The 25966-nt window shown below is 63.0% G+C and carries 22 protein-coding genes; 5 read left to right on the top strand and 17 right to left on the bottom strand.

Translation table 11 applies throughout. From position 1 onward, the window contains the following. Nucleotides 1-12: 12 nt before the first annotated feature. Both DEIPE_RS15715 and DEIPE_RS15720 read right to left on the bottom strand, forming a co-directional pair. The gene (locus DEIPE_RS15715) at nucleotides 13-1896 is read right to left on the bottom strand and encodes a PQQ-dependent sugar dehydrogenase (RefSeq protein ID WP_157448900.1); all 1884 of its coding nucleotides are present in this window, start codon (nucleotides 1894-1896) and stop codon (nucleotides 13-15) included. 427 nt (nucleotides 1897-2323) lie between these two features. Next, nucleotides 2324-4216, bottom strand: coding sequence for a PQQ-dependent sugar dehydrogenase (locus tag DEIPE_RS15720; protein ID WP_015236958.1), 1893 nt, complete (start codon nucleotides 4214-4216; stop codon nucleotides 2324-2326). 509 nt (nucleotides 4217-4725) lie between these two features. On the opposite strand from DEIPE_RS15720, the gene DEIPE_RS15725 reads away from it, so the two are divergent. Beyond that, nucleotides 4726-5805, top strand: coding sequence for an AI-2E family transporter (locus tag DEIPE_RS15725; protein ID WP_015236959.1), 1080 nt, complete (start codon nucleotides 4726-4728; stop codon nucleotides 5803-5805). A 50-nt stretch (nucleotides 5806-5855) separates the two neighbouring features. Here DEIPE_RS15725 and DEIPE_RS15730 read toward each other — a convergent pair whose 3' ends face one another. Beyond that, nucleotides 5856-6731 carry a DUF1517 domain-containing protein gene (locus DEIPE_RS15730; RefSeq protein WP_015236960.1) on the bottom strand — a complete coding sequence of 292 codons (876 nt, stop codon included), beginning with the start codon at nucleotides 6729-6731 and terminating at the stop codon, nucleotides 5856-5858. 110 nt (nucleotides 6732-6841) lie between these two features. On the opposite strand from DEIPE_RS15730, the gene DEIPE_RS15735 reads away from it, so the two are divergent. Both DEIPE_RS15735 and DEIPE_RS15740 read left to right on the top strand, forming a co-directional pair. After that, nucleotides 6842-7195, top strand: coding sequence for a hypothetical protein (locus DEIPE_RS15735; RefSeq protein WP_015236961.1), 354 nt, complete (start codon nucleotides 6842-6844; stop codon nucleotides 7193-7195). A gap of 174 nt (nucleotides 7196-7369) precedes the next feature. Further along, a complete protein-coding gene (locus DEIPE_RS15740; RefSeq protein ID WP_015236962.1) occupies nucleotides 7370-7777 on the top strand; it encodes a hypothetical protein in 408 nt (135 codons plus the stop codon). Nucleotides 7778-7863: 86 nt separating this feature from the next. Here the strand turns inward: DEIPE_RS15740 and DEIPE_RS15745 are convergent, their stop codons facing one another. The 12 genes from DEIPE_RS15745 to lhgO all read right to left on the bottom strand — a co-directional run bounded on the left by DEIPE_RS15745 (nucleotide 7864) and on the right by lhgO (nucleotide 22839). Next, nucleotides 7864-8967 (bottom strand): PAS domain-containing protein, encoded by a 1104-nt coding sequence (locus DEIPE_RS15745; protein ID WP_157448901.1) that lies wholly within the window; start codon nucleotides 8965-8967, stop codon nucleotides 7864-7866. 236 nt (nucleotides 8968-9203) lie between these two features. Next, nucleotides 9204-11762, bottom strand: a complete 2559-nt coding sequence (gene clpB / locus DEIPE_RS15750; RefSeq protein ID WP_015236964.1) for an ATP-dependent chaperone ClpB — start codon at nucleotides 11760-11762, stop codon at nucleotides 9204-9206. 180 nt (nucleotides 11763-11942) lie between these two features. Continuing rightward, complete coding sequence (locus tag DEIPE_RS15755) at nucleotides 11943-12764, bottom strand: alpha/beta hydrolase family protein (protein ID WP_245557546.1); 822 nt, start codon at nucleotides 12762-12764, stop codon at nucleotides 11943-11945. Nucleotides 12765-12977: 213 nt separating this feature from the next. Then, nucleotides 12978-13958 carry a 2-hydroxyacid dehydrogenase gene (locus DEIPE_RS15760; RefSeq protein WP_052326726.1) on the bottom strand — a complete coding sequence of 327 codons (981 nt, stop codon included), beginning with the start codon at nucleotides 13956-13958 and terminating at the stop codon, nucleotides 12978-12980. Further along, the gene (locus DEIPE_RS15765; RefSeq protein ID WP_015236967.1) at nucleotides 13955-14749 is read right to left on the bottom strand and encodes an SDR family oxidoreductase; all 795 of its coding nucleotides are present in this window, start codon (nucleotides 14747-14749) and stop codon (nucleotides 13955-13957) included. The genes DEIPE_RS15760 and DEIPE_RS15765 overlap by 4 nt, the downstream gene beginning before the upstream one ends. Continuing rightward, the gene (locus DEIPE_RS15770; RefSeq protein ID WP_015236968.1) at nucleotides 14746-15669 is read right to left on the bottom strand and encodes a dihydrodipicolinate synthase family protein; all 924 of its coding nucleotides are present in this window, start codon (nucleotides 15667-15669) and stop codon (nucleotides 14746-14748) included. Before DEIPE_RS15770 ends, DEIPE_RS15765 begins: the two co-directional genes overlap by 4 nt. Nucleotides 15670-15737: 68 nt before the next feature. Continuing rightward, the gene (locus DEIPE_RS15775; RefSeq protein WP_015236969.1) at nucleotides 15738-16898 is read right to left on the bottom strand and encodes an acyl-CoA dehydrogenase family protein; all 1161 of its coding nucleotides are present in this window, start codon (nucleotides 16896-16898) and stop codon (nucleotides 15738-15740) included. Further along, nucleotides 16891-18060: a CaiB/BaiF CoA transferase family protein gene (locus DEIPE_RS15780; RefSeq protein ID WP_015236970.1), complete on the bottom strand. Its 1170-nt coding sequence runs from the start codon at nucleotides 18058-18060 to the stop codon at nucleotides 16891-16893. The genes DEIPE_RS15775 and DEIPE_RS15780 overlap by 8 nt, the downstream gene beginning before the upstream one ends. A gap of 88 nt (nucleotides 18061-18148) precedes the next feature. Next, nucleotides 18149-20254, bottom strand: a complete 2106-nt coding sequence (locus DEIPE_RS15785) for a TRAP transporter permease (protein ID WP_015236971.1) — start codon at nucleotides 20252-20254, stop codon at nucleotides 18149-18151. Further along, nucleotides 20200-20595 (bottom strand): hypothetical protein, encoded by a 396-nt coding sequence (locus DEIPE_RS15790; RefSeq protein WP_015236972.1) that lies wholly within the window; start codon nucleotides 20593-20595, stop codon nucleotides 20200-20202. The genes DEIPE_RS15785 and DEIPE_RS15790 overlap by 55 nt, the downstream gene beginning before the upstream one ends. A gap of 1 nt (nucleotide 20596) precedes the next feature. Then, nucleotides 20597-21577, bottom strand: a complete 981-nt coding sequence (locus DEIPE_RS15795) for a TAXI family TRAP transporter solute-binding subunit (RefSeq protein ID WP_015236973.1) — start codon at nucleotides 21575-21577, stop codon at nucleotides 20597-20599. 26 nt (nucleotides 21578-21603) lie between these two features. Continuing rightward, nucleotides 21604-22839, bottom strand: a complete 1236-nt coding sequence (gene lhgO / locus DEIPE_RS15800) for an L-2-hydroxyglutarate oxidase (protein ID WP_052326727.1) — start codon at nucleotides 22837-22839, stop codon at nucleotides 21604-21606. A gap of 140 nt (nucleotides 22840-22979) precedes the next feature. On the opposite strand from lhgO, the gene DEIPE_RS15805 reads away from it, so the two are divergent. Continuing rightward, nucleotides 22980-23711, top strand: a complete 732-nt coding sequence (locus DEIPE_RS15805) for a FadR/GntR family transcriptional regulator (RefSeq protein ID WP_015236975.1) — start codon at nucleotides 22980-22982, stop codon at nucleotides 23709-23711. Nucleotides 23712-23732: 21 nt separating this feature from the next. Beyond that, on the top strand, nucleotides 23733-24194 hold the full coding sequence (locus DEIPE_RS22455; RefSeq protein WP_015236976.1) for a lipocalin-like domain-containing protein: 462 nt from the start codon (nucleotides 23733-23735) through the stop codon (nucleotides 24192-24194). Between the two features lie 140 nt (nucleotides 24195-24334). On the opposite strand, the gene DEIPE_RS15815 is transcribed toward DEIPE_RS22455, so the two are convergent. Together DEIPE_RS15815 and DEIPE_RS15820 are read right to left on the bottom strand one after the other, a co-directional pair. Further along, complete coding sequence (locus DEIPE_RS15815; protein WP_015236977.1) at nucleotides 24335-25219, bottom strand: DnaJ C-terminal domain-containing protein; 885 nt, start codon at nucleotides 25217-25219, stop codon at nucleotides 24335-24337. A gap of 84 nt (nucleotides 25220-25303) precedes the next feature. After that, complete coding sequence (locus DEIPE_RS15820) at nucleotides 25304-25918, bottom strand: nucleotide exchange factor GrpE (RefSeq protein ID WP_015236978.1); 615 nt, start codon at nucleotides 25916-25918, stop codon at nucleotides 25304-25306. Nucleotides 25919-25966: the final 48 nt, after the last annotated feature.

Raw genomic sequence — 25966 nt, forward strand, 5'->3', positions numbered from 1 at the left:
TCACCAGCGTGTTTATTTCAGGGGCCTGAGCAGACGGATGCGCGCTTTGGGTGCCTGGTTCTGGCCGGGCTGCACGACCAGTTCGGCCACGTAGAGGTTGCCGTTGCGGGGATCTTCGACCAGATCAAGCGGCCTCGTAAGCCTGCTGTCGCCTTCGTGTTCCAGTTCGATCCCGATCTGCTCGGCCTTGCGGATGTTCTTGGTCCGTTCATCGACTGTCAGCACCACAATGTCCTGCCCGCCCGAGTACTCCACCACCAGCAGTTTGCCCTTCAGTCGACCGTTGAAGACATCGCTTTTGTACTCGACAACCCCGTTGGGTGAGCGGTTGTAGCCAAATTCGTAGGCCGGAAGGCGGTAGTTGGGGTCGGGCAGCGTGCCGACCGGGTAGCCTTTGCGGCCATGTGCGTCGTCGACGACCTCGGCAGGGTCCTCGACAGCTGTGGGATTGCCGCCGTTGAGGACGAAGTGTCCGCGCTTCTCGACCGGGTGCCCGAAATACAGGTTGCGGTCTTGCGCGTCTAGCGTCGTGCGAAACAGAAAGTCTTTCTGGGTCGGGGCGCTGCTGAGCGCCGGGACGCCTGCTTTGCCAGGGGTGGAACCGCCCGAGGCTCCGCCGTTGGTGGGCAGGTACAGCGATCCGTTGGAATGCCACACCAGGTCGTAGGCATTGCGCACACCGTCGGCGAAGATCTTGACCGGACTGCCTGCCGCGTAGGGATTGTAATTGCCGGGACTGGCCAGGTTCTGGTCGTACGGCTCGGTCTGTACGTCGATGGGTCCGCCGCTCACATCACGCGTCGTGTCAATCTGCAGTACGGCGGCGTTCAGCAGGCGCTCAGGGTGAATGCCTCCCGGATTCCAGGTGGTGTCGGGCGCACCAGTCGAGGTGTTGCTGCTCTGGCTGACGTAGAGTTTCTTGTCGGGACCGAATGCCAGGCTATTGGTCAGATGGTCCTTGATGGAGCGGGGCAGTCCGACGACGTAGTCCTCGAAAGTTACGTTCTCCGGCCCGAACTCGCTGCCGGAGCGGATGAGCAGGCGAGAGACGGCGCCCGAGAAGTCACGTGGCAGCGAGCCGTCGGGAGAGTACACCGGGTCGTTATGGGAAATCCACAGCACTTGGGGCTGATTTTCTTTGGGTGGTTCAAAGGCCAGACCGATAATGGCCCGACCGGCCAGATCAGGGCGAAGGTCTCCGAGGTTGAGCACCTGCCGCTCGCTGAGGGTTCCGGTGACAGCGTCGACCTTCCAGCGCATTACCTGTCCGCCGAGGGTTACTCCGTACAGTTGGGTGCCGTAAGGGCTCATGCTCAGGCTGGCAATTGGCGCGTCGGCATTGGAGTAGCTGCGGGGCGGATAGACCTGCTGTGCCGTAAAGGACACCGGCGGAGCGACTGCCTGCGGTTCGGTGCCGGTCCGGAATCGGGCGGTGAACGTCACGAAGGCGGCCCCGTTCTCGTCTTTGAGTCCTTCCCTGATTTCGAAAACATAGTCGGTTTCCGCGTCCAGCAGACCGTCGCCTGCCGGCTGGGGCGTGAAAGTGATGGTTCCGCCCGCCCCATCGGTGTTGGCCACGCCCGGCACGAGTTGCTGATTGTCGGCGCGGTAGAGCCTCACGTTACCCGTCAGCGTGTTGGCGTCCACGCCCACGCCGGGCGTAGGAAGGGAAATGTTGGCCGTGATGACGGTGTTGCGTGGAACATTTGTCAGTTTCCCGTTGGAGGTTACGATGTCAGTGACAAGAGGCCGACCGCCAATCACGAGGGGCGGCCCGGAGTTGCCTGGGGGAGGATTCTGGGTGGAATCCTGCTGTGGACCGCCGCCACAGCCCATCAGGGTCAGCGCCAGCGAAATTCCCAATAATGTCCGTTTCAATGGGGCGTGCGTGTGCATGTATGACTCCAAAAGACGAAAATTGGTCGTATTCGAGAGAATGGGTAAACCGATCAACCTGAACCTGTTGGCATGAATCATGGAGTCGGACGGTGTAGAAGTGTTGTGTCTGGCCCGTCTGATCTTGCGTGGGTTTCTGGCTTCAGTGTGACTTTTTCTGCGACAAGTGGTGTTCAACAGGGCTTCATTTACGTTTGTGCGAAGATCAATTTGTTTTTGAGCTTTGTTTCAGAAAACCATGAGTCCTGTGAGGACGCCGTTTCGTGGGGCCAGTTTGAGGCCTGATACGTTCCATAAAGCGCGATTCGTCAGCAAGCGTCGGTGGTCGCGCTGCAAGAACCGCGCAGATCACGGCGGCACAAGGCAACAAGACGAGGGGCTGTCATCGACAGCCCCTCGTCTTGTTGCCTTGTGCGTCCCGCTGCGCTCAGGGCGACGGCGTGAGCAGCTGAATGCGACCTCCTGAAGATCCCAGCTCGACGACGTACAGGTTACCGTTGCGTCCGTCTTCAGCCAGGTCGAGCGGGTTCTGGAAGCGTTTGATCCTGCCGTTCACCGTGGTGCCGATCCGGCCCACGTCGGTCACCTTGCCACCCTCCAGTTTGAGGGCCACGACATCCTTGCCGTTGGAGTACTCGACGACCAGCAGGCGGTTCTTGAGCGCTCCGCCGAAGCTGTTGCTCTTGTACTCGATGGCCCCGTTGGGCGAACGGTTGGCACCGAAGGTATGCACCGGAGGACGGTAATTCGCGTCCGGTCGGGTGCCTTCCGGGTAGCCCGCGCGCCCCTGACCGTCGGGCACCACCTCGAAGGGATCACGGCCAGCCGTCGGGTTTCCACCGTTGAGCACGTAATGACCACGCAGCGCCACCGGATGGCCATAGTAACCACCCGACCCGGTCACCCGGAACAGGTAATCATCCTGATTGGACACGTTGTTCAGTGCAGGGGCGCCGTCCCCGGCAGGCGTGTTCCCCCCGGCCGCGCCACCGTTGGTGGGGACATACAGGGCGCCGTCGGTGTGCCAGACCAGGTCATAGGCGTTGCGAACGCCGTCGGCGAAAATGGTCACCGGGGCGCGTTCGCCGTTCGGATCGTAGTTGCCGAGGCTCGCGCTACCCTCGTATTTCTCGGTCTGCACGTCAATCGGGCCGCCGCTGACATCATAGGTGGGGTCGATGCGAAGTACTGTCGCGGTGAGGCGGTGTTCGCTGCGTACCCAGGTGCCGTCGGGCGCGCCCGTCGAGGAGTTGCTGCCCTGCGAGACGTACAGCGCGCCGTCAGGACCGAAGACCAGGCTGTTGGTCAGGTGATCCTTGATCGAGCGGGGCAGACCCACGACGTAATCCTGCACGGTGCCCGTGAAGGCCGCCGCGTCCGTGATGGTCACTTTGGAAACCTTGCCGGAGAAGTCAGGTGGCACCTGGCCCGGCGCGTAAGGAATGGGCGCGTTGTTGGAAATCCACAGCACGTTGGGATCGCGCGGATCGTGCGCCAGGCCGATCAAGGCGCGGCCCGCCAGCTCGGGAATGGCCAGGGTCTGCAGGGCGCTCAGGCCACCGTCGCTGTCAATGGCCCAGCGCAGGATCTTGCCGTCCAGGGTGACTGCGTACAGACGACCGTCGTTTCCGACGCGCACACTGGCGATGGGCGAGCCGCTGTACACGGTGCGCTCCGCGAAGGTTACCAGCGGACCCTGAGGTTCGCGCGTGCCGGTCGTAAATGACGCCTTGAAAGCCGCAAATGCTTTACCACTTTCGTCCTTGACGCCGGTGGTCACTTCAAAAGTGTACTTGGTGTTGCTTTTCAGCACTTCGGTCGGGGTGAAGGTGATGTTGCCTCCCGCACCGTCGGTGCTGGCCGATCCGGCGACGAGGCTCGTGGTCGCGGCAGCTTCGTACAGCCTGACGTTGCCCTTCAGCGAATTTTCGGCGACGCCGACTCCCGCTGTGGGGAGGTACACGTTTGCCGTCACCGCAACGTCGCGGGCGACGTTCGTGGCATTCGCCCTGTACACCTCGCGACTTTCCTCCGAGGTGAAGGTCACACTGGTCACCTGAGGCTGCTGGGTGTTCCCACCGGGAGGTGGTGGCGTGACGGGTGGCGGCGGTGAGGTGGTCGGCGGTGTCGGGTCAGGCGTTTTGGTGCTGGGCGGGGGCGGGGTGTTGGGGCTGTTATTGATGGGCGGTTGCCTTGACCCGGGAGCATTGGGCGAAGGGCTGACACCCTGCCCGGAATTGGCGCCACCACAGGCCACCAGACCAACCACGAGGGTAACCGTGAGCATTGCACGGGCAGAACGGATGCCAAGTGAAGTCATAATAGTTTTCCTCCAAGAATAGTTGCGTCAATCACTGCAATGAAACATATAGACCGAAATTTTGAACAACGCCAACTTCAGGCGTGCAGTGTCGCCTGACTCGCTCCAGTTAATGTGGCTTTTTTTGCCTGATTTGTCTTGAGCGCAACATTTAAGTAGTATTTTTCGTCTGATCATTTTCCTTTGCAATAACTCTTATAAAGTGCAATAGAACATTTGTTTGTCCTTATAAAAGGCACGTGAAGGTGAAAGATAAATAAGATTAGGTTTTTAACATGACAAATAGAGTCTGGGGCCGCTCCTGGAGGGTCCGTCCTTTTGAAGCGGCAACAGGCAGGCAAAAACGGGTCCGGATGAAGCTGATCGCCAGGAAGTGTGCCCTCAGGGGGTTTTTGTGCGCGGGCACCACCGGGTGAGGCAGAGCACCGAACGAACATTGCGGCGCTTCATAAGTCTTTCTTCACACAGCCGCGTGTGAGAAACAGAGGTGCAACAATTGAAACGATCTCATGAACTCACGAGTAGTGATCGTTAATTTGCTACCAACAGCCTTGCTGCTGTTGGGCCTGTTGATCCTGTGGCGTTTTCTGGCGGTCGTTCAGGTAGGAATCATGCTGATCGTGCTCAGCATGGTGCTGTCAGCGGCCCTGTTTCCCATCGTTCGCTTTCTCCATGAGCGGCTGCGACTGCCTTCCGCAGTAGCGGTCTTTCTTACGGTCATCGGGGCGTTGGTCGCGCTGGGTGCCTTTGTGGTGCTGCTGGTACCGACATTGGTGAGCGAGCTGCAGGAGACCTGGAAAACCCTGTCGCAAGGTGGGCGCCTGTCGCAGGAACTGAGCGGCCTGGCGTCCAACAATACCTGGGTGGGGCGTCTTCTGAACAGCGAAAGTCCGCAAGAATTAGGCAAAAGTCTGCAGGGCGCTCCCAAACCGTTTACCAGCGCACTCATGCAGATCTCGGCCAATGTCATCGCGCTGGTCGGGTATTCCTTCGTGGTGCTGCTGTTGTTGCTGTATACCCTGGGCCGCCCCGAACCGTTGTTGCGGGGATTGCTGGGCGCTGTTCCGGACAGGCAGCGGGCACGGGTTGCACACATCACCGAAGAAATCGTGGCACAGCTGCGGGTGTGGGGATCGAGCATGCTGTTCATCATGCTGACTGGGGGCGTGCTCGTCTGGACCGGTCTGACGCTGCTGGGCGTTCCGAACGCGCTGGCCTTCGCTTTCCTGTCAGCGCTGGGTGAGTTGATTCCCAACCTGGGACCGCTCATCGCCAACGGGGTGCCTGTACTGATCACCTTCGCGGGCGATCCTCAGAAAGCCCTGTGGGTGGCCCTGTGGCTGATCGGGGTGCAGGTCATCCAGGGGCTCTTTTCCCCGTACCTGTTCAGCCGTACCATCCAACTGCACCCGGTGTCGATCATCAGCGGTATCGTGCTGCTCGGTACCGCCTTTGGGCTGATCGGCGCTTTTCTGACTGTTCCCCTCCTGATCATCGTCAAGGTCATCTACGAGGCGTATTACCTGTCGCGTCACGATCACTCTGACGTTCCGGAAGCGCAAGTCTCGGAGATTCTCGAACAGGCCTGACAGCGCTCCGCTCGTGCAACAAGTTTGCTGTCGGTGCAAACCGGGCAACCCTAGATTTTGGTGAGGTTGGGGTACTTCATGATCGCCTCGTCCTCGCTGAGAAACTCCCCCTCGGCGTCCGGGCTCCAGACCACTTCGGCACGGATCAGCTGATGAGCCTGTATACCTGCAAGGGCCAGCAGTGCCGCCCGTACCGCGCCGGCATTATTGCCGGTGTCAGCTGTGGGTGCCAGCTCCCACGCGGCCACAGCAATGGTCAGTGCGAGATAGAGGCCGCCGCGCTGATAGCGGTAGTCACTGCGTTGCTCGAAGGCACTGCTGGAACTCTGGTTCTGATAGTGACTGGTGGTCTGCACAGTAAACGCTGCGCGGGCTTCGGTGGCCCAGCTGCCCACCTGGGCGTCCACGCGTGGTCCGGCACCGCTGGTCCGCTCGACATGTCCGTAAGTCCAGCGCTCAGGGTGGCGCAACGCGACCAGAGCCGCTTCAGTGAGCATGCGCGCCAGGCCTTCGTTGGTGTCGGGGTCTCCACGGCGGGCCACGTCCTGCAAGGCACGCTTCACTTCATCACCTTCACTCAGCAGCAGCTGCACCTTGAGACCCTGGGAGCCGTGCGTGCCTCCGGCTGGGGAGCTGCCGACCGAGAGCGAACGCCTCATGTACTGCAGGATGAAAAACATTACGCCAAAGACAATCAGAACGCCAAGCAGGCTGCCACCGCCGGCTCCGCCGTATCCGAAAGGCACGTATCCGAAGCCACCATACCCACCGCCAAGCCCTCCACCATATCCACCACCGAAGTCGCCACCTCCTCCTGACGGTGGGGACGACGGAGCGCCTCCTCCGAAACCGCCACCCGACTGCGTCATGGCGAACCCGATCAGGGCAAGAAAGAGCGTGAGCAGGGTCGTGCGTGCTGTATTCATGCTTTCATCAGTGTAGACCGGGGCTGCCGAATGTCCTTTGAGTGAGCCGTCATGCCTTTCATACGCGCCGGGCAGGCAAAACGATGCGTTCGCCCCGGTAGACTGCGCCTATGAACGCCATTGACCTGACCCCGGATGAATTCGCACAGTTTCTGGGTGGACTCTATGAACGTGACGAGCGCCTCGCGATCCTGCCTGCTGGGATGACCGCTGTTTCTGACGAAGTGGTGGACGAGTATACGTTCTCGGCACATGTCGAGGCGCTGCGCAGCGAGGGCATCGACGGCGATGTCTGGGGTACGCTCGACGATCTCGAGCTTCAGGCCCCTGACGAGGACGAGGCCTGGGAGCGCATTAAAGCCTTTTACGCAGCGCGTGGCTGTGTGCTGTTGCGCGTCGGTCCTGACGAGTACGTGCTGGCCGAGGATCTGGCCCGCCGCCTGGGGTTGCCGACTCCTGCCTGAGGTGGCCTCCGGACCGCTGCCGTCCTCATGGTACCCGACCCCCAACGTTTTGTGAGGACCTGTTCACGACTTTCTGACCCATGCGACCTAAAGTAGGCAAACAGCGGCCTGCTCGCGCTTTTTGCCATTCGATCGGCGGCATTGGGCGTGCTGGCCGCCCAGAGGAGGTCAGGCATGTCCAGATCAAGTCGGGTAAAACACATCGAAGTTCGAAGCGGGCGCCGTTCTGGTGGAAGCCTGCTGTGGATTCTGGCCGCCGTTGGCGCGCTGGCTTACTATCTCAGCAAACCGGCCAACCGCGACGTTGCCCGCCAGAAGCTGGATGAAATCGGTTTGTCCGGCGTGACGGACCGGGTCGCCCAAGCCACATCCGAAAGCGTCAAACGCCTGCAGGATACGGCGGCTCCTGTGCTGGGCAGCCTGCAAGGTACCGTTGCCAACGTACGGGAGAGCGTGCAGCAACAAGGCGGTGACGCTCAGGGCAGCGAACACCTTGAACAGGCGCCCGGCAGTGAAGAGAAAAATGCCTTGCAGGAACTCAAGGAGTCCCTGCAAGAAGCGCGGCGCGAAAGCCAGCAGTAACCTGCTGATCGTGCGACAGCCTCAGCAAATGCTGAGGCTGTCTTCGTTGTCCGTGGTGTTAACTGCCTGCCTTGGCCGTGGTCTCGTCAGCGCCGCACTTCCCGCATGGTCAGTACGGCGCCGGTCTTGGTTCCCTCGGGGCCGTACACCGGGTTGGCGTCGCCCTCGAGGAGCACAACGTCGCCGTCGGGCCGTCTCACGCGCCAGCGTGCGCCCCGAACAACCTCGTCGTATTGCACCGCACGCACCATCGGCAACCGATCAATGGGGTGTGGCTCGCCATCAATCGTCAGCCGATTGTACGTCTGTGTGTATTCCGCTGGAGTCACATCGAGCTGCGAGAGGCCGTGCAGACGGGCAGCGACCTCGTTGATGAAAATGATCCGTCCGGCGCTGTCAGCGACGATGACTCCCTCCTGCAGGTGATCGAGCACCGCCGTGCGCTCCTGCGCCAACTCATCGCTGCGTTGGCGCGCCTCGACATAGGCGGTGACGTCCACTGACATGCTCAGAATGCCCGACACCTGCGCATCGAAACCGCGCAGCGCCTGGTAGGAGGCATTGACGTACAGCTGACGTGTTTCTCCCGTGGTCGGGTCGGTCAGCAACGCCGGCCTTTCGCTGAAGTGCACGGCTTCTCCGGTGTTGTACACGTGATCGAAAATCTCAAAGAAACCTTGGCCGTGCAGATCCGGAAAGGCCTCGCGCAGCGCGAAGCCTTCAACGTCCCTTCCGCCAATCAGGCTTCGCGCGAACTCATTGACAAATTCGAATCGATGCTCAGGTCCACGTGTGATGGACAGGGCCACGGGAACGGCCGTGAAGAGATCGCGCAGGTACGCACGCTCTGCTTCCTTGCGTAGCAGCCATTGCCGGTCGGTAATATCGCGCAGGATCAGACTGAGGCCATCACCGCTGGGAACGGCGCGTACCTCGTGCCAGGTAAAAAAGGCCGGGTAGAACACATCAAACTCGACCTGGACACGTTGCTGCATGGCACGGCACAACTCCCGCCAGGCGGGGCTGGTCGGCTCGTTCGGAATCAGGTCTTGCAACTGCAGCGGTGCAGCGTTTTCCAGTTGTCGCAGCATCAGGCGCGCACGACGACTCAGGTACGTCACGCGCCATTCGCCGTCCACGTTGACGAAGCCGTCATTGATCGCTTCGGCCAGGGCCTCAGCAGAAATCACCCGATCACTGTACCGCATTGACCAGGGCAAGTTGACATGGATGCACCCGGCAACTTTGGCGATGGAGCGTCTTCGCGGGTCATGTGTTCGCTGGTGTGTGTTCGACCGGCAGTCTGCCCGGCCTCTGGCAGATCACTGGGCGTCAACGCTTACGCTATGACGGGGCGCTCAGAACAACACGCGGTGGCCGCCCCGTTAGGCGGCCACCGCATGAGAAGCCTGGAGTGTGACAAAGCTCAGTTGACGAGCGCGCTCTCGAACACGAGGTGACCGCCCTGATAATCGAGCGTGAGGGCGCTGCCGTCGGGCAGCTTGCCGCTCAGGATCTCACGCGCGAGTGGCGTTTCGATCTCGCGGCCGATGGCGCGCTTGAGGGGCCGGGCACCAAAGTTGGGATCGTAACCGACGGCGGCCAGGTGATTGACCGCAGCGTCCGTCAGGTGGAGCGTCACGCGGCGCTCGGCGAGGCGCTCACGCAGCCCACGCAGCTGGATGTCGACGATCTGGTGCAGGTCAGCGCTGGTCAGGGCGTCGAAGACGATGATGTCGTCCACCCGGTTGAGAAACTCGGGCCGGAACGCCTGTGACAGGGCGCCCATCACGGCGCTCCGAATTGTCTCGGCGTCGTCACCACGCGCCTGCGCTTCTAGGATGAGAGGTGAGCCGATGTTGCTCGTCATGATGACCAGGCTGTTGCGGAAATCCACCGTGCGACCCTGGCCGTCGGTGAGGCGTCCATCATCGAGTACCTGCAGCAGCACGTTGAAGACGTCAGGGTGCGCCTTTTCGATCTCATCCAGCAGAATGACGCTGTAGGGTCGGCGCCGCACGGCTTCGGTCAGCTGACCGCCCTCCTCGTACCCGACGTATCCGGGAGGTGCCCCGATCAGGCGTGCGACGGTGTGTTTCTCCATGTACTCGCTCATGTCAAGACGCACCATGGCGTCCTCGGTATCGAACAGAAACGCGGCGAGCGCCTTGGCCAACTCGGTCTTGCCGACGCCGGTGGGCCCCAGGAACATGAACGACCCGATGGGGCGGCGTGGATCGCTCAGGCCGGCGCGTGAGCGGCGAATGGCGTCCGCCACCGACACGATGGCGCGGTGCTGACCGATGACCCGGCGATGCAGTTCCTGCTCCAGGCGCAGCAGTTTCTCGCGCTCGCCTTCCATCAGGCGGCTGACCGGAATGCCGGTCCAGCGCGCCACGATGGCGGCGATGTCCTCATCGGTGACTTCCTGATGGGCGAATTCGGCGTTCTTGAGCCGAGCTTCCAAGTCCTGCACTTCGCGCTCGAGCTGTGGCAGTTGCCCGTAGCGCAGTTCGGCAGCCTTGCTGAGGTCGTAGTCGCGTTCGGCCTGCTCGATCTGGGTCCGCACTGAGTCAAGCTGTTCGCGCTTGGTTCGCAAATCGTGCAACTCATGACGTTCGGCTTCCCACTTGCCGCGCAAACTGCCCAGCTCGTCGGTCACGGCCCGCAGGCTGTCCTCGATGTCGATCAGGCGTTGCTGGCTATCTTCGTCTTTTTCCTTGGACAGGGCCTGCCGTTCGATTTCCAGCTGTAGTTTGCGCCGCTCCAGCGCGTCAATCTGTTCGGGGCTCGATTCCAGCGCCATGCGCAGGCGCGCGGCGGCCTCGTCGATCAGGTCGATGGCCTTGTCGGGAAGCTGACGGTCGGCGATATAACGCTGGCTGAGCGTCGCGGCGGCGACCAAGGCGGGATCGGTGATCTCGACGTTGTGGTGCAACTGGTAGCGCTCTTTGATGCCGCGCAGAATCGAGATGGTGTCCTCGACGGAGGGCTCCTCGACCATTACGGGCTGAAAACGGCGCTCCAGTGCGGCGTCCTTTTCAATTTCGCGGTACTCGTCGAGGGTGGTTGCGCCGATCAGGTGCAGCTCACCGCGCGCCAGGGCGGGCTTGAGCATGTTCCCGGCGTCGACGGCGCCTTCTGCCTTGCCGGCACCGACGATGGTATGAATCTCGTCGATGAACAGAATCACCTCGCCGGCGCTGTCGACGACTTCCTGAATGACGCCCTTGAGACGTTCCTCGAATTCACCGCGATATTTTGCGCCGGCAAGCAGGCTGCCCATCTGCAGCGTGACGATGCGCTTGTTCCTGAGGCCTTCAGGAACATCCCCTTTGACGATGCGGGCTGCCAGACCTTCGGCGATGGCGGTTTTGCCGACGCCCGGCTCGCCGATCAGGACCGGGTTGTTCTTGGTGCGCCGCAGCAGAATCTGCATGGTCCGGCGGATTTCCTCGTCACGACCGATGACCGGGTCGAGTTTGCCTTCGCGGGCGCGCTCGGTCAGGTCCAGCCCGAATTTCTGCAGGGCGTCAAAAGATTGTTCAGCGGTCTTGCTGTCCACTTTCTTGCCTCCTCGTTGTTGCTCGATTGCCTGTCTGAAGGCCCGTTCATCTGGCAGACCGGGGCCTTTGTAGACCTGCCGGATCGCCAGAAACAGCGTGTCGAGCCCTACGAAACTGTCGCCGAACTGCCTGGCGAGTTCCTCGGCAGCATTCACGGCGCGCATAACGCTGGCGTCAACATACATGTTGTCGGAGCCCTGCACGCGCGGAAGTTTGGCAAGCTCCGCTTCGAGCGCCGAGCGGGCAGCGCCCAGTTCACCGCCTGCCAGGGCAAGTGCACGCGCGGCAGGAGAATTTACGGTCAGCGAAGCGAGCAGCAGGTGGGCGGGCATCAGTTGCTGGTGCCCGCGTCCCTGTGCGCTGGCCTGGGCATCCGTAAACGCCTGGAGTGCAGCTTCAGTAAAACGGTCCGGGTTCATGGTATCGCTCCTGAAAACGTCCGTTCTGGTGTGGTGTCACTCGACTTCGGGACGTTCGACCTTCACTGATACAAGTGTACTAACTTGAGTCAGATGATGTCAAATTTCTTGCGGGCGCTGCAAGGATAAGATTGCTGCAACAAAAAACCGCCCGAAGGCGGTCATGAATTTGGCGAAGCGTCAGCGGCGAACGTTGGGAGCTGCACGTACAGCCTCGAACGGTGGCTGGGTTCTTGCCCCGTTTTGCTCCAGACGCTCCAGAAAAGTGACCATCGAGCTCGTCACCTCGTCATCGAAATGTGATCCACCGAGGTGTGGTCCTTTCAGACGCAGCAACTGACTGTCGGGCGTACTGCTGCGCAAGAAGAGCGCTTCGCCATTCTGGGCAAAGACCACGGTGCGGTCGTCCGGACTGCCGGCCACGAACACCGGCAGGGCGTGGTATTCCGGCGCATGATAATCATGGTACGGATCCGCGCCGAAAGGCAGGGCGCCCGACACCGGGACACCGTAGGCTTCGGCAATCTCGTGCCGCCGGCCGGGGTCGCTGCCCTGCCAGGCGTCGAGCAGGTTGACACGCGCGTCGAGCAGCACGACGCCCATCACCGGAAAGACCCTTCTGAACGCGCTGAGCGTCGCCGGCAATCCGCCCATCGAGTAACCGAAGGTGTAAGTGTTGCCGTTGAAGAGAAACTTCCGAATGGCGCGCTCACGAATCTGTGAGAGGTACATCAGGCTCGCCGGCTGTCCCCACGACCGCGCGCCCGCGTCATTGCTGACCAGAACCGCAAAACCCGCCCTGGTAAAGCGTTCGAACATGCGCTGCAGGTGGGGCCGGGTCATGCTCTCGCTCGCGCTCATTCCACGTGAGTGTGACACGATCAGCAGCGGACAGCTGGGATTGCAGCGCTCGGGTTGCAGCAGGTAGGCGTCACCCAGCGGGTGGGCGATGCGGCGTTCGCCGGGCCCCGAACCCTGCGCGGCGGCTGTCGTGAGGAGCATGAGGGAAAGTAAAGCCGCGAGCTTCATTCCGAGCAGGTTAGCAACTTCACTTGACGCAAATGTGAAGCAAAAATCATCAGGCAGACGAAGCGCACCAAAAGACGCAAGGCCTGAGTGTCAAGATTCGAGAGGATGGAGGGCGCAGTCTGACCTTTAGAAAAGTCTGACTGCGCCTTTCCGCTGCCCGTGGAACACGCACGGCGCCCCAGTCCTTCAGGGTGAGATCGGGCTGACCAGCACCTTACCGGCCAGGAACGCTTCAATGTTAGCCAGCACCAGTTCCGCCATCTCCCGGCGTGCCTCGACCGTCCGGGTCCCCGCGTGCGGCGCCAATACCACGTTGTCTAGCGCCCGCAGTGCCACGGGAACGTGAGGCTCATCGGCGAATACGTCCAGCCCCGCACCGCCCAGGCGGCCCCCTTGCAGGGCGCCGACCAGAGCCGACTCGTCGACGACGCTTCCGCGCGCGACGTTGATCAGAATTCCACTGGGACCCAGAGCCTGCAGCACCTGGGCACCGACCAGATGGCGGGTACCATTGCCGCCCGCGCTGCTCACGATCAGCACGTCGGCGTGGTGGGCCAGTTCCAGTACGTCCGGTATGAAGCGGTAGGGTTGGTCGTTCTGCTGGTGGCGCCCGGTGTAGGCCACCCTCATGTTCATGGCCACCAGACGCTTCGCGATCGCTTTGCCGATGCGTCCCAACCCGACGATCCCGGCACGCTTACCGCTGACGCGCGACGTGAGTGGCAGCTCTTCTGCGCGCTCCCACCCTCCTTCGCGCACGTAGCGGTCGCCTCGCAGCAGCTGACGGGACACGGCCAGCAGCAGTGCGAGCGCCTGATCGGCGACATCGTCCGTCAGTACATCCGGCGTGGTCGTGACCTGAATTCCCCGTTCGCGGGCCTGAGTCAGATCCACCGCGTCGAGTCCGACACCGCCCACCGCCACCAGACCGAGGTCCGGCAGCGCGCGCATCACGTCCGAAGGGCAGCCCACGACCCCGTTGGTGACCACCACCCGCACGCCCTGGCCCACATTGCTCAGGAAGCTGGCGGGGTCGGCCGCCTCCCAGAAGCGGTGAACCCGGTACGCCTGCTCCAGCCGCCCCAGCAGAAAGGGAATGCGCGGCGTCATCACCAGCACCTCCGGGCGGGAATCCGCAACCGCCCCTGTCAGCTGGTGCCCGCTCATGTCAGGGTGTTGATGAGCCCACCGTCGACTTCCAGCAGGCTGCCGGTCACGTAACTGGCGTCCCTCGACGCGAGGTACGCGACTGCCGAGGCGAATTCGTCGCTGCGTCCGTAGCGCCCGAGCGGAATGGTGGCCTGTGAGCGTTCACGCACTTCCTCGGGCGTGCGGTTTTCGCGCACGGCAGCCCGCGCGTCCAGGTCACGTACACGGTCGGTGTCGATGCGACCGGGAACCACGCCGTTTACGGTGACGCCTTGCGGTGCCACTTCGCGCGCCAGACTTTGCAACATGCCCAGCGCTCCGGCACGCAGGGCGTTGGAAAGGATCAGGTTCGGCAGCGGCTGCTTCACCCCACTCGACAGGACAGCGACGATCCGGCCGAAGTTCGCGTCCTGCATGTCGGGCAACGCGGCGCGGATGATCCGTACGGGCGCCAGCAGCAACAGCTCATAGGCGGCCGTCCAGTCCTCGTCGTTCAGCGAGACGAAGGTACCAGGTTTGGGGCCACCGCCACTGAGAATCAAGGTGTCGATCGGGCCGAAAGCACTGCGCGCCTGTTGCACGAGCTGCCCGGCGTCCACCTTGACGGTGTCGGCCTGTAGGGCCAGTGTTCGCTCGCGAGGCAGGCCCTCGGCGCTCAGTCCTTCCGGCGTGACGCTGCGGCTCACCACCGTCAGCCGCGCTCCGCCTGCCGCGAGCTTTTTGGCGCTCGCAAGGCCCAGGCCCGCGCTGCCCCCGATGACCAGCGCGTGTCTTCCCACAAAGTCATGCGAAGTGCCCGAGCCCGTCATGCCCGCACCGCCTGCGGTCCCGTCACGTCGAACTGAAAGCCGACGCGCCGCACGATGCGCTCGAGTTCCGCCACCGTCACCGGGTCGATGTTCGCGCCCGGCGCGCGCACGTGATCGGACGCGATGATGCCGCGCCGGAAGTAGGTGTGCTTGCGCAGCGCCAGGCCGAGCTTGGGCTGAAACTCGTAACGAATCAGCGGCATGTAATGGTCGAACACGCGCGCGGCACCCTGGTGGTCCCCGCCGCGAAACAGCTCGTAGATCCTGAGCAGCACTTCCGGGAAAGCAAAGCCCGTCATGGTGCCCACCGCTCCCCGTTCAAGTTCTTCCAGAAAAAAGGTGCCGCCCAGGCCTCCGAACACGTGCACCTGCCCGTCGCTCAGTTCCAGAATCCGGGTGGTTTTCACGTTCACGGGCGGCTCTTCCATCTTGATGTAGTGAACGCCGCCTTCCTTGCCCAGGCGCGCGACGACTTCCGGGCTGACGGTAATGCCGAAGTTCTCCGGGAAATCATGAATCAGCACCGGAATCTCAAGTGCTGCCTGCAACTGCTGGTAATGCCGGAAGATGGCCGCGTCGGCCTGTACGTCGATGGGCGCGGCGAACACGGCGCTAGCTCCAAGTTCCTGCGCTTCGATGCCCTGCTCGATCGTGGCGGGCGTGCCGATGGCGCGAATGCCGACCCACACGGGCACCCGACCCGCAACGCGCTCGGTGACGCGGGCAATGACGGCGCGGCGTTCGCGTCCGCTCAGCTTGTGCGCCTCACCCATGAATCCCAGAATTGCCAGGCCGTGAATGCCCGCCTCGATCTGAAAGTCCACAAGGTTCGAGACGCTGTCGAGGTCCACTTCGCCCCCGGGAGTGAAGGGCGTGGGCATGATGGTGTAAACGCCCTGCAGGTGCTTGTTGTCAGTCATGGTGTTCATTCCTTTTGGCAGATCATGACGCGGCAAGGCGCCCGATCGCGCCTTGCCACGGTACCATTTCAGCCGAGCGCGTTCTGGCCGGTGATGTCCCGTCCCACGATCAGGGTATGGATGTCGTGGGTGCCTTCGTAGGTGTCGACCGTCTCCAGGTTCAGCATGTGGCGGATCACCGGGTACTCGGTGGTGATGCCGTTGCCGCCGTGCAGTTCGCGCGCGAGGCGCGCGCCCTGCAGGGCCACGCGGACGTTGTTCCGTTTGGCCAGGCTGACCTGCGCGTAGTTCAGCTGCCCGGAGTCCTTGAGGGTTCCTAGGCGCCACGCGAGCAGCAGACCCTTGCTGTGCTCGCTCAGCATCCAGACCAGCTTGTCCTGCACCAGCTGGCGCGACGCGATGGGCTTGCCGAAGGTCGTGCGGTCGCTGGTGTAGGTCAGGGTGGCGTTGTACACGGCTTCCAGCGCGCCCAGCGCGCCCCAGGCGATGCCGTAGCGGGCCTGGGTCAGGCAGCCGAGCGGCCCTTTGAGGCCCTTGACGTTGGGCAGCATGCTCGAAGCGGGCACCCGGCAGTCTTCCAGCACGATTTCCCCGGTGACGCTGGCGCGCAAACTCATCTTGCGCTTGATCTTGGGCGCGCTGAAGCCGGGCGTGTCGGTTGGCACGATAAAACCGCGAATGTCGCCCGCGTCGTCCTTGGCCCAGACAAGCGCGATATCGGCGACCGGGCTGTTGGTGATCCACATCTTGCTGCCGTTCAGGACGTAATGGTCGCCGTCCCTGCGGGCGCGGGTGCGCATCGCGCCGGGATCGGAGCCGCCGTCGCTCTCGGTCAGGCCAAAGCAGCCGATCATGCGCCCCGAGGCGAGTTCGGGCAGGTAGGTGCGGCGCTGCTCCTCGCTGCCGTAAGCGTAGATTGGGTACATCACCAGGCTGCCCTGTACGCTCGCGGTGGAGCGCAGACCGCTGTCGCAGCGTTCAAGTTCGTACATCATCGCGCCGTAGGCGGTGCCGCTCACGCCCGCACAGCCGTACTCCTCGGGCAAGTTGGGTCCCAGCAGGCCCATCTCGCCCAGTTTCAGCATGATGTCACGGGTGGGGACGTCGCCCGAATCAAACCACTCTTCGATGTGCGGCATCAGTTCGGCGTCGATGAAGCTGCGCACGCTCTCGCGCATCAGTCGTTCGTCGGGGGTAAGCAGGTCGCTGACCTTCAGGTAATCAAGCATGCGTTTCCTCGTTGATGTGTTGTTGGGTGAGTTCCGAGCGTATTTCTGCGTCGTGCTGCCCGAGGGTGGGCGGAGCCCGCCGGATAGGAAGGTGCTGCCCGTCGAATTCCCACGGGGGCGACGTCAGCGTGACTTCACCCAGGGTGGGATGTGATACGGGCACCGTGAGTTCGCGGGCCTGGACATGCGGATCCTCGAAAGTTTCCCGCACGTCATACACCGGACCGCACGGCACACCGGCCTGCTGCAGGCGCTTCATAACCTCTACACGACTGAATCGCCCGAACCGTGCGGTGAGTTCGGGAACGAGCTCGTCACGGTGCGCGACTCGCCCGGCGTTGGTGAGGTAGCGCTCGTCGGCCAGCAGGTCGTGCATGTCGAGACCACTGCAGAAGCGGCGCCACAGGCCGTCATTACCGACGGCCAGATTGATAAAGCCGTCCTGGCAGCGAAACAACCCGTACGGCACGATCGAGCGGTGCTCGTTGCCGAGCCGCTCGGCGACCTCTCCGGCATTCAGGTAGCGCGAGAGCTGGTATGTGCCGAGGCTCATCATGCCTTCCAGCAAATTCACGTCCACCCGCCGTCCCGTACCGCTGCGCTCACGTTCGAACAGCGCCGCCAGAATGCCCTGCGTCATCAGGGCGCCCGCAAAGACATCGGCGACGGCCACCCCGAGCTTCATGGGTTCACCGTGCGCGTCCCCGGTGTAGCTCATCAGGCCGCTCATGCCCTGCGCGATGATGTCGTACCCGGCAAGGTCGCGGTACGGTCCGCTCTGCCCGAAGCCACTGATGGCGGCGTACACGAGGCTTGGGTGCCGTTCGTGCAGCTCCTCCCACCCCAGCCCCAGCCGGTCCATGGTGCCGGGTCGGTAATTTTCCACCAGCACGTCCGCCGTGGCGATGAGGTCAAGCGCGGTCCGTACATCGTCCGGGTTCTTGAGGTCCAGTACGATCGAGCGCTTGTTGCGGTTGACGCTCAGGTAATAAGTCGCTTCCGTTCCCTTGAAGGGAGGTCCCCAGGCCCGCGTATCGTCTCCCTGCGGCGGCTCGATCTTGATGACGTCCGCGCCGAGGTCGCCAAGCAGCATGGTGGCGTACGGGCCGGTCAGGACCCGCGTGAAATCCACGACCCGCACGCCCTGCAGCGGAAGCGTCAACGCGCCCCCCGGCGTTCAGGAGTGGTTGCGCGAGGTGAGAGGTGAAATGTCATGAACACGTTCTCCTTGAACTTGCAGTCAGGCTGAATCACGCGGCCGGGGCTGTCTGGCGGCCCCGACCGAACAGGAAGAAGTAGGCACCAACCACGAACGCCAGGGCGTTGAGGGTCCAGTAGGGGCTGAGCAGCGCGACCCCGGCAATGCCGAGCAGCCAGCTCTCCCAGCGTTGCAGCTCGCGCCTTGCGTACCCGGCCGTGGCGGCAGACATGAACAGCACCCCGAGAATCGACGCCGCGAAGCGGTAGATGATCAATGGCAGGGCTGCGGCGAGGCCCTGGTGCGCGACGACCGGCACGATCAGGATGGCCGTGGCCGGATAAGCCAGAATGAAGAACATCCCCAGGAAGTACTTCGGCAGCGCAACGCGCGCCGTGGCGACCCCTGTTTTGATGGGATCGGTGCCGTACACACTCGACGCCGCGAAGGCAGACAGGGCCACCGGTGGAGTCACGTCGGCCAGCACCGCGTAATAAAACAGGAACATGTGGGTGGAGAGCAGCGCCGCAACCTCGGGAATGCCGTTGTTGACCGCGAGCGCGACCAGCGCGGGCGCGAGCAGGGCAGAGGTAAGCACGTAGGTTGCGATGGGCGGCACACCCATGCCGAGAATCAGGCTGAAGCCCGCGGCGAGCAGCGTGGCAATCAGCAGGTTCTCGTTGGACACCAGCGTCAGGAACTGCGAGACCTTGGACGGCAGGCCCGTGAGGACCATCAGGGTCATGATGATGTTGGCGCAGACAACCGCCGCGCCGATGGGCACGAGGTGCGCGAAGCCGCTTGCGAGTCCGTCGAACACCCGCCGCAAGGGTGGGCGCAGGGTCGGGTCGAGAAACGCGAGCGCAATGAACGCCAGGGTCGCGATGGTCACCGAGAGGCTGACGTTGTAGCCTAGGTACAGCATCCCCATGATCAGCACGAGCGGCAGGAACACGTACGTGTAACGCGCGACCTTGCCCTGGTGGCCCATCACGTCACCCTTCATGCCCTGACGACGCACGTGGAACTCGTTGTAGAACCACACGCCGGCCAGATACAGGATGCACGGACCGAGCGCCATGATGGTGATGCTGAGGTAATCGATATTGAGCACCTCGACCATCACGAAGGCAATGGAGCCCAGCACGGGCGGCGTGATCAGCGCGATCGAGCCTGCCGTGGCGGTCAGCCCGGCGGCCGTGAGGCGATCGTAGCCTGATTTTTCCATCATGGGTTTGGTGACCGTCGCGACGAACTGGGTATCGGCGGCGCCCGAGCCGCTGAAAAAACCCATGAAGACGCTCATCAGGCCCACGGCTCGGCCGGGAGCCATAGGAGAGCGGCCCACCGCGCGCAGCGCCAGGCGCGCGATGATCGGTCCGAAGCCCAGCGCGGTGATCACGCTTCCGAGAATGGTGAAGTACACCAGATACTTGAGCGAGACGCCGGTGATGATGCCGAACAGCCCTGCCTCGGTTTCGCTGTAGAGTTTGCCGACCAGCATGTCGAGCGGCATCCCGGCAGTGCTGAAGGCGCCGGGCAGCGACGAGCCGTGCACGTTGTAGAGCGTGAAGACCAGCACAAGGCTCGGCAGCACCGGGCCCAGCATCCGAAAGGCCAGACCAAGCACTGCCGCCGTGAGGCCAAAGCCCATCGCGAGGTCCCAGGGCTCGGGGAGTACCGCACGGTAGATCAGGGTTTCGTACTGGGTGATGAGGTAGACGTACGGAGCGATGGCGAACACGGCCACCAGCAGGTCAAGGTAGCGCTGCAGTTTCGGTACGACGGCCGGAAGGGTTATCGCCAGCCACGCGAGAGAGCCCAGGATCTTGGCGGGCAAGGGCAAATCGAGGCGCAGGAACTCGTACAGGAACGGGATCATCAGCACCGCGAAGACCCCCGCTCCCGACGTGAACTTGCGCCCGTGTGCCTGCGCACTGAGCAGGTACCCGGCCAGGACGATAAAGAACACGTGCGTGGCCCGCTGCACCTGCGTGAGCTCCAGCACCGCGATGCCCGAGGCCGACCACGGCATGAAGGGGTGCGCGACGAGATACAGATGGTACAGCGCGGCAATCAGCAGGACGGCGTACGTGAGGTGCCTCAGCCAAGGGGCCACAGGGCGCGTATCGTCATGCACTTCTGTGAGATGGTCCATTCTTTCGCTCCGATGTTCAGTTGCATGCCCACTTCCGAACAGTAGTCAAGCTGGCGGGTGTATTCATGCTTGAGTTGATCGTTGATGCGGTACTCACCACCGGTGTAATAGCCTTCCGTGTCCGGGTCGGTGATCATGCGGAATTCACTGAAAGGACGGCGGAGGCTGAACTGAATGCGGACGGGTCGGCCGGTCACGGAGTTCGTGAACGCGACCTGCCCGTCCTGCCATGCCCAGCCCAGTACCATGCGGCCCTGCACGCCGATCACCCGCAACTGGCTGGCAAGCAGCACGAGCGCCAGCGTCAACACGATGACGCCGGCGCGCCGTGCGCCCGGCACCTTACTTGCTCCGCAGGTAGTTCAGCGCACCTTCGTGGTAAGGCACCTTGCTCTTGCCGAGTTTCATGGCGTTGGCGAGCGTGGTATCCGAGGCAGATTTCACGGCCGCGGTGAGCGTGGGCAAGTTCTCGAAGGTCGTCTTGGTCAGGGCCTCGGCGACTTCCTTGGGCATGTCTGCCGAGCAGGCAAACGCGTTCCAGAAGGCCAGGGTGCTGACCGTGCGCGCCGAGTTGTAAACCTTCTTGTCCAGGGTCTGCACGCTCGCGAGGCTCGGGAACGCCTTGTCGAAGGCCGTCGCTACGGAGCTGCCCTTGGGAATGGCGACGAAATCGATCTGCTTGCCCTTGCGCGCCAGGGTGTGGGAGAGTTCGGCAATCGAGCCGGTGGGAAGTCCGCCCGACCAGAAGAACGCGTCGATGGTGCCGTCGGCCAGCGCCTGGGCCGACTCGTTGGCGCCGAGGCGCTCGACTTTCGAGAACTTCTTCGGGTCCATCTTGGCGGCTTGCAGTACCAGCTGCGCTTCGATTTCGGTGCCCGAGCCCGGCGCGCCCAGCGAGATGCGCTTGCCTTCGAGGTTTTGCAAGACGTTGCCGGTGCCTTTGGTGGTCACGATGTGCAGGTAGTTGGGGTAGGTGGCGAACAGGGTGCGCAGGCTGGTGGCCGGCTTGGCCTTGAAGCGTTCGTGCTCGCCGGTATAGGCGAGGTGGGCGGATTCCGGCAGCACCAGGCCGCAGTAGTAAGTGTTGTTGCGAGGATTGGTCCGCTCGGTGATCAGCAGGATGTTGTCGATCGAGGCGGCCGTCTGGATCGCAGTGGCTTCGACGCCGGCATGCTTGCTGAAGAGTTCGGCGAGCACGGTGCCGTAGTAGTAGTACACGCCGCCGATGCCGCCCGTGGCAATAACGACGCGGGGCTTCTGGGCAGCGGCAAAGGTGGTGGCGGACAGCAGGACGAGCGCGGCGGTGACGTGAGCAATACGCATGGTAAACCTCCAGGGAGCGGGGGGCTTCAGGACGACAGACCGACGGGGGCAGCAGGAGACTGCCAGGAAAAGTTATGGGCAGCGAGCTGTGAGAGGTGCTCACCGATGGCGAGACACGCCGTGGCGGCGGGCGAGGGAGCATTCAGGACATGCAGCGCCTTGGCAGATTCGTGAATGGCAAAGTCGTCGAGAATGCGACCGTTCGGATCGAGTGCCTGGGCACGGACACCCGAACCACCCGGGACGAGATCGGCCGAGGTGATTTCGGGCACCAGGCGCTGCAGGCTGCGGGTGAATTCGTTCTTGACGAGCGAACGGTACATCTCGTAGGCGCCGACGGTGGGATACCGGGCGGCCAGCCGCCAGAAGCCGGGGTAACGCAGGGTGTTCGCGAGCTCGCCCACGTTGACGTTGTGGCGTTTGTACCCTTCGCGCGCGAAAGCGAGTACGGCATTTGGCCCGGCCTCGACGCCGCCTCCTACCATGCGGGTCAGGTGAACCCCCAGGAAGGGAAAACGCGGATCGGGAACCGGGTAGATCAGGTTCCTGACCAGTGACTGCCGCTCGGGTTTCAGATCGTAATACTCGCCCCGGAAGGGAACGATGCGTACCTGCGGATCCACCCCGCAGGTACGCGCGACCTCGTCGGCGTACAGACCCGCGCAGGTGATGACCCAGCGCGCGCGCACGTCGCCCGCGGTGGTATGCAGCACCTGCTCGTCCGCACGCCTTGAAAGGCCGGTCAGGCGCGCACCCGTGACGATCCGGGCGCCGCTCTTCACGAGTTCGTCGCGCAAACTGCGGGCCAGCCCCTTGTAATCGGCAATCCCGGTTTCCGGCGAGTGCAGCGCCGCAACGCCCGACGCGTGAGGCTCGTACTCGCGCAGTTCGCCCGGGCCAAGCGGCCGGACGTGGATGCCGTTCTGCAGGGCACGATGGGCGAGGTTCAGGAGGCGCTCCCGCTCACTTTCGTCCGTGGCGACGACCACTTTGCCACAGCGTTCATAATGCACGCCGTGTTGTTCGCAGTACTGTTCGAGCATCAGGCGACCCTTCAGGCACAGACGGGCCCGCAGCGATCCGGGCTGGTAGTACAGCCCGGCATGAATCACACCGCTGTTGTGCCCGGACTGGTGGGTGGCCACCTCAGCTTCCTTGTCCAGCACCACCACGCGGTGGTTGGGGTAGCGCCGCACGATGGCGCGCGCTGTCGCCAGGCCAACCAGGCCTGCGCCGACGATGGCCACCTGGACGTCTTCCATAAGCATCTGTACCTCCTCCGGCCTGGACTCGACTGGCTGATGTGGTGTGATTTGCAGTTCCGCCTGAAGGGTAACATACTGATGGCAGAAGACCAAGTGTTCTGAACACTTCAGCTTGAATCCCCTGGAACGAGGCGCGCATGAGCGAGCAACTGGAAGAGATCAGACCCCTGCAGCGCCGTCCTTCGGTGGGCGCCGACATTACGGCGCAGCTTCAACGACTGATTCAGGACGGTACCTATCCTCCCGGTTCGACGTTGCCCAGCCAGCGTGAACTCGCGCGGCGTTTTGGGGCAAGCGTTCCCTCGGTACGTGAAGCCCTGAGCGTGCTGGTGGCCAGCGGGGTGCTCGATTCCCGCACGGGACACGGCACGACCGTGCGAACCCTGACCAGCGCGGCGCCAGGTTTCGACGGCTGGCTGGGCCTTGCCAGCAGCGAGACCGAACTGCAGGATTTGCTCGAAACCCGGCGTCTGCTCGAACAGTTCACCGTACGGGCGGCATCACAGCGCGTAACACCCGAATACCGGCGCGAACTTTACTCGATTCTCGAAGACATGCAGCTCGCACTGAACGATCCGGCGCGCTATGTCGAAGCCGATATGCGCCTGCACATGACCATTGCCGACATGGCCGGAAACCGCGTGGTCAGCCGCCTGATGCGCATCATCCAGGCGCCACTGCTGCGCCAGTTGCGGGGCAACGTCGAGAACCTCTACCGCAACGGGCAGCTTCACCAGAGCCTCGAAGACCACCGCATCATGCTGGACGCCTTGTGCCAGGGCGACCCCAGGACCGCCTTTGCAAGCATCGACAAAATGCTCGATCGCGCCGACCGGTTCAGCAAGCTGGCCGCCGGAAACGTGAGCTGATGAGCCCAAAAGGCGACTGACGTGACCCACGCCGGACATCCTCAGGGCGAGCATCTCGGCCTCCTGCTTCCCGGAACCTGGCTCCTTGACTGTCTGGAACTTGTCGACGACCTCGGGCAGGTGACGCTGCCCTGGGGGCCTGATGTGCGCGGCCGCATCGCCTACCTGCCGGGCGGCTTTTTGTCCGTGGTCATGACGGCGGGCCAGCGAACCCTGAGCGTTCCGGTGCACCTGGTGGCGAGCGACGCCGAACTCGCGCCGCTCGCCCGGACCTGCATCGCCTACAGCGGGCGCTGGACCGCCTTTGCCGACCGCGTGGAGCACTACCCCGACGTCAGCCTCAATCCCAATTACCTGGCCGGTGCCGAAGTGCGCTTCGCGGTGATTCAGGGCGAACAACTCACGTTGTCCGCGCCGCCCTTTCCATACCAAGGCCGACACTACACCCGCCGCATCCTGTGGAGGCGCGAGAGTTGTTTTTGACGCCCTGCCGCTGGCCAGGCTGACCTTCGGTCGCGCGGCTGCATCAAGCCGCCGCATCACAAGAAGAAGGGCACGACGCCTGCGTCGTGCCCTTCTTATGTGCGAATGCCTCGGATACTCGCGTGCTCGGATGAACGCGCCTATTGTGGGCGCAGCTCGGCCAGTTGACGGTACAGTTCGCGCTCCTGCTCGGTCAGGTCGGGGGGCAAGGTCAGGTTGAGCTTCACGTACAGGTCACCTGCCCCGCCTCCGGCTTTCGGCCAGCCCTGACCACGCAGTCGCAGGGTGCGGCCGGAGGAGCTGCCCGGCGGAATGCCCAACTCCACGTTGCCCCGCAGGGTAGCCACCTTGAGCTTGGTGCCGACTGCCGCCAGGGGCGCGGGCACGTCGACGGTGACATACACGTCGTCACCGGTCAGGTCGAAGCGCGTGTCGCTCAGGACGCGCACGGTGAGCAGTACGTCCCCATTGCCGGGAGCCTGTCCGGCAAGACGCAACCGTGTGCCGTCGCGGGTGCCGCTGGGAATGCGCACCTGAATGCGTCGGTCACCCACGCCAATGGTCTGCTCGGTGCCGTGCAGCGCTTCTTGCAGGGTGACGGTCAACTCGCCTTCGACATTCTGCACGAAACGGCGTCCGCCGCCGAAACCGCCCAGCAGATCTTCGAGGTCGACTTGGGCGCTGCCCGTGCGAAAACCACCTCGTCCGCCCGCCGCGCCGAACAGACCCTGGAAGTAGTCGCTGAACTGGCTGGCGTCGAATCCTCCGAAGTCTGCGCCGCCCTGGTACGCGCCTTGTGGAATGTTTCCGGTATGGCCGTACTGATCGTACAGTTTGCGTTTTTCGGGTTCGGACAACACGGCGTAGGCTTCGCCGATCTCCTTGAATCGCTCGGCTGCGCTGTCGTCACCCTGATTTTTGTCAGGATGGTACTGCTTGGCCAGCTTGCGGTAAGCACTCTTGATGTCCGCTTCGCTGGCGCTCTTGTCGATTCCGAGGATAGAGTAGTAATCCTTGTAGGCCATAGAAGTAGCCATCAGCTTTCAGCGATCAGCAGGCAGCTCACTGTGGCTTCAGCGTTCACTGTTTCCTGCTGAAAGCCGACCGCTTCAGTTGCTTTCTTTCACCACGACGACGCGTGCCGGGCGAACGAGGCGCTCACCCAACCGAAAGCCCACCTGGTAGACCTGCAGAATCTCGCCGTCACGATCACCCGGCACGACGGTGAGCGCTTCATGCCAGGCGGGATCGAAGGTTTCGCCTTCGGCACCGGTCTGGGTCAGCCCGAGGCGCTCGAAGGTGCGCAGCATGCCGTCGCGGACGCTGCTCACGCCGCCCACAATGCTGCCAGGGTCCTTCTCGGCGTGCTCGACGGCCCGTGAGAGGTCGTCGAATACCGGCAGCAGCGCCTCGACGGCCTTGGCAACCCCGGTGCCCTGGGCGTCCAGCACGTCCTGGTTGGTGCGGCGGCGGTAGTTCTCGAAGTCCGCGAGCAAGCGGGCGTACTTGCCTCGCGTGTCGTTCAGTTCGCGCTCCAGTTCGTCCACGCGCTCGAGCTTCTTCATGACCTCCTCGACCTGCGCGAACATGGCCGGGTCAAAGGCGGTGTCCTCGTCTTCGAGTTCGGCTTCCTCGCGCAGCTCGGCTTCAATTTCGCGGGCTTCCTGTTCTGTGCCCTGCTCAGCTTGCTGGTCTTCAAACTGTTTGGTGTTGTCGTTGGTCATCTCAGTCCTCCTACGGGGCCTCGTGCGCAGAGGGGCGAGGCGCCGCCT

The sequence above is a fragment of the Deinococcus peraridilitoris DSM 19664 genome, from assembly GCF_000317835.1.
GTDB lineage: Bacteria > Deinococcota > Deinococci > Deinococcales > Deinococcaceae > Deinococcus_A > Deinococcus_A peraridilitoris.

Excerpts from the sequence above, each read along its gene's own strand:
- DEIPE_RS15775 (WP_015236969.1), bottom strand. The coding sequence starts at position 16,898 with ATGCTTGATTACCTGAAGGTCAGCGACCTGCTTACCCCCGACGAACGA.
- DEIPE_RS15765 (WP_015236967.1), bottom strand. The coding sequence starts at position 14,749 with ATGACGGGCTCGGGCACTTCGCATGACTTTGTGGGAAGACACGCGCTG.
- DEIPE_RS15755 (WP_245557546.1), bottom strand. The coding sequence starts at position 12,764 with ATGCTCCTCACGACAGCCGCCGCGCAGGGTTCGGGGCCCGGCGAACGC.
- DEIPE_RS15805 (WP_015236975.1), top strand. The coding sequence starts at position 22,980 with ATGAGCGAGCAACTGGAAGAGATCAGACCCCTGCAGCGCCGTCCTTCG.
- DEIPE_RS15760 (WP_052326726.1), bottom strand. The coding sequence starts at position 13,958 with ATGAGCGGGCACCAGCTGACAGGGGCGGTTGCGGATTCCCGCCCGGAG.
- DEIPE_RS15785 (WP_015236971.1), bottom strand. The coding sequence starts at position 20,254 with ATGGACCATCTCACAGAAGTGCATGACGATACGCGCCCTGTGGCCCCT.
- DEIPE_RS15730 (WP_015236960.1), bottom strand. The coding sequence starts at position 6,731 with ATGAATACAGCACGCACGACCCTGCTCACGCTCTTTCTTGCCCTGATC.
- DEIPE_RS15795 (WP_015236973.1), bottom strand. The coding sequence starts at position 21,577 with ATGCGTATTGCTCACGTCACCGCCGCGCTCGTCCTGCTGTCCGCCACC.
- DEIPE_RS15740 (WP_015236962.1), top strand. The coding sequence starts at position 7,370 with ATGTCCAGATCAAGTCGGGTAAAACACATCGAAGTTCGAAGCGGGCGC.
- clpB (WP_015236964.1), bottom strand. The coding sequence starts at position 11,762 with ATGAACCCGGACCGTTTTACTGAAGCTGCACTCCAGGCGTTTACGGAT.
- DEIPE_RS15770 (WP_015236968.1), bottom strand. The coding sequence starts at position 15,669 with ATGACTGACAACAAGCACCTGCAGGGCGTTTACACCATCATGCCCACG.
- lhgO (WP_052326727.1), bottom strand. The coding sequence starts at position 22,839 with ATGGAAGACGTCCAGGTGGCCATCGTCGGCGCAGGCCTGGTTGGCCTG.
- DEIPE_RS15720 (WP_015236958.1), bottom strand. The coding sequence starts at position 4,216 with ATGACTTCACTTGGCATCCGTTCTGCCCGTGCAATGCTCACGGTTACC.
- DEIPE_RS15815 (WP_015236977.1), bottom strand. The coding sequence starts at position 25,219 with ATGGCCTACAAGGATTACTACTCTATCCTCGGAATCGACAAGAGCGCC.
- DEIPE_RS15735 (WP_015236961.1), top strand. The coding sequence starts at position 6,842 with ATGAACGCCATTGACCTGACCCCGGATGAATTCGCACAGTTTCTGGGT.
- DEIPE_RS15725 (WP_015236959.1), top strand. The coding sequence starts at position 4,726 with ATGAACTCACGAGTAGTGATCGTTAATTTGCTACCAACAGCCTTGCTG.
- DEIPE_RS15715 (WP_157448900.1), bottom strand. The coding sequence starts at position 1,896 with ATGCACACGCACGCCCCATTGAAACGGACATTATTGGGAATTTCGCTG.
- DEIPE_RS15820 (WP_015236978.1), bottom strand. The coding sequence starts at position 25,918 with ATGACCAACGACAACACCAAACAGTTTGAAGACCAGCAAGCTGAGCAG.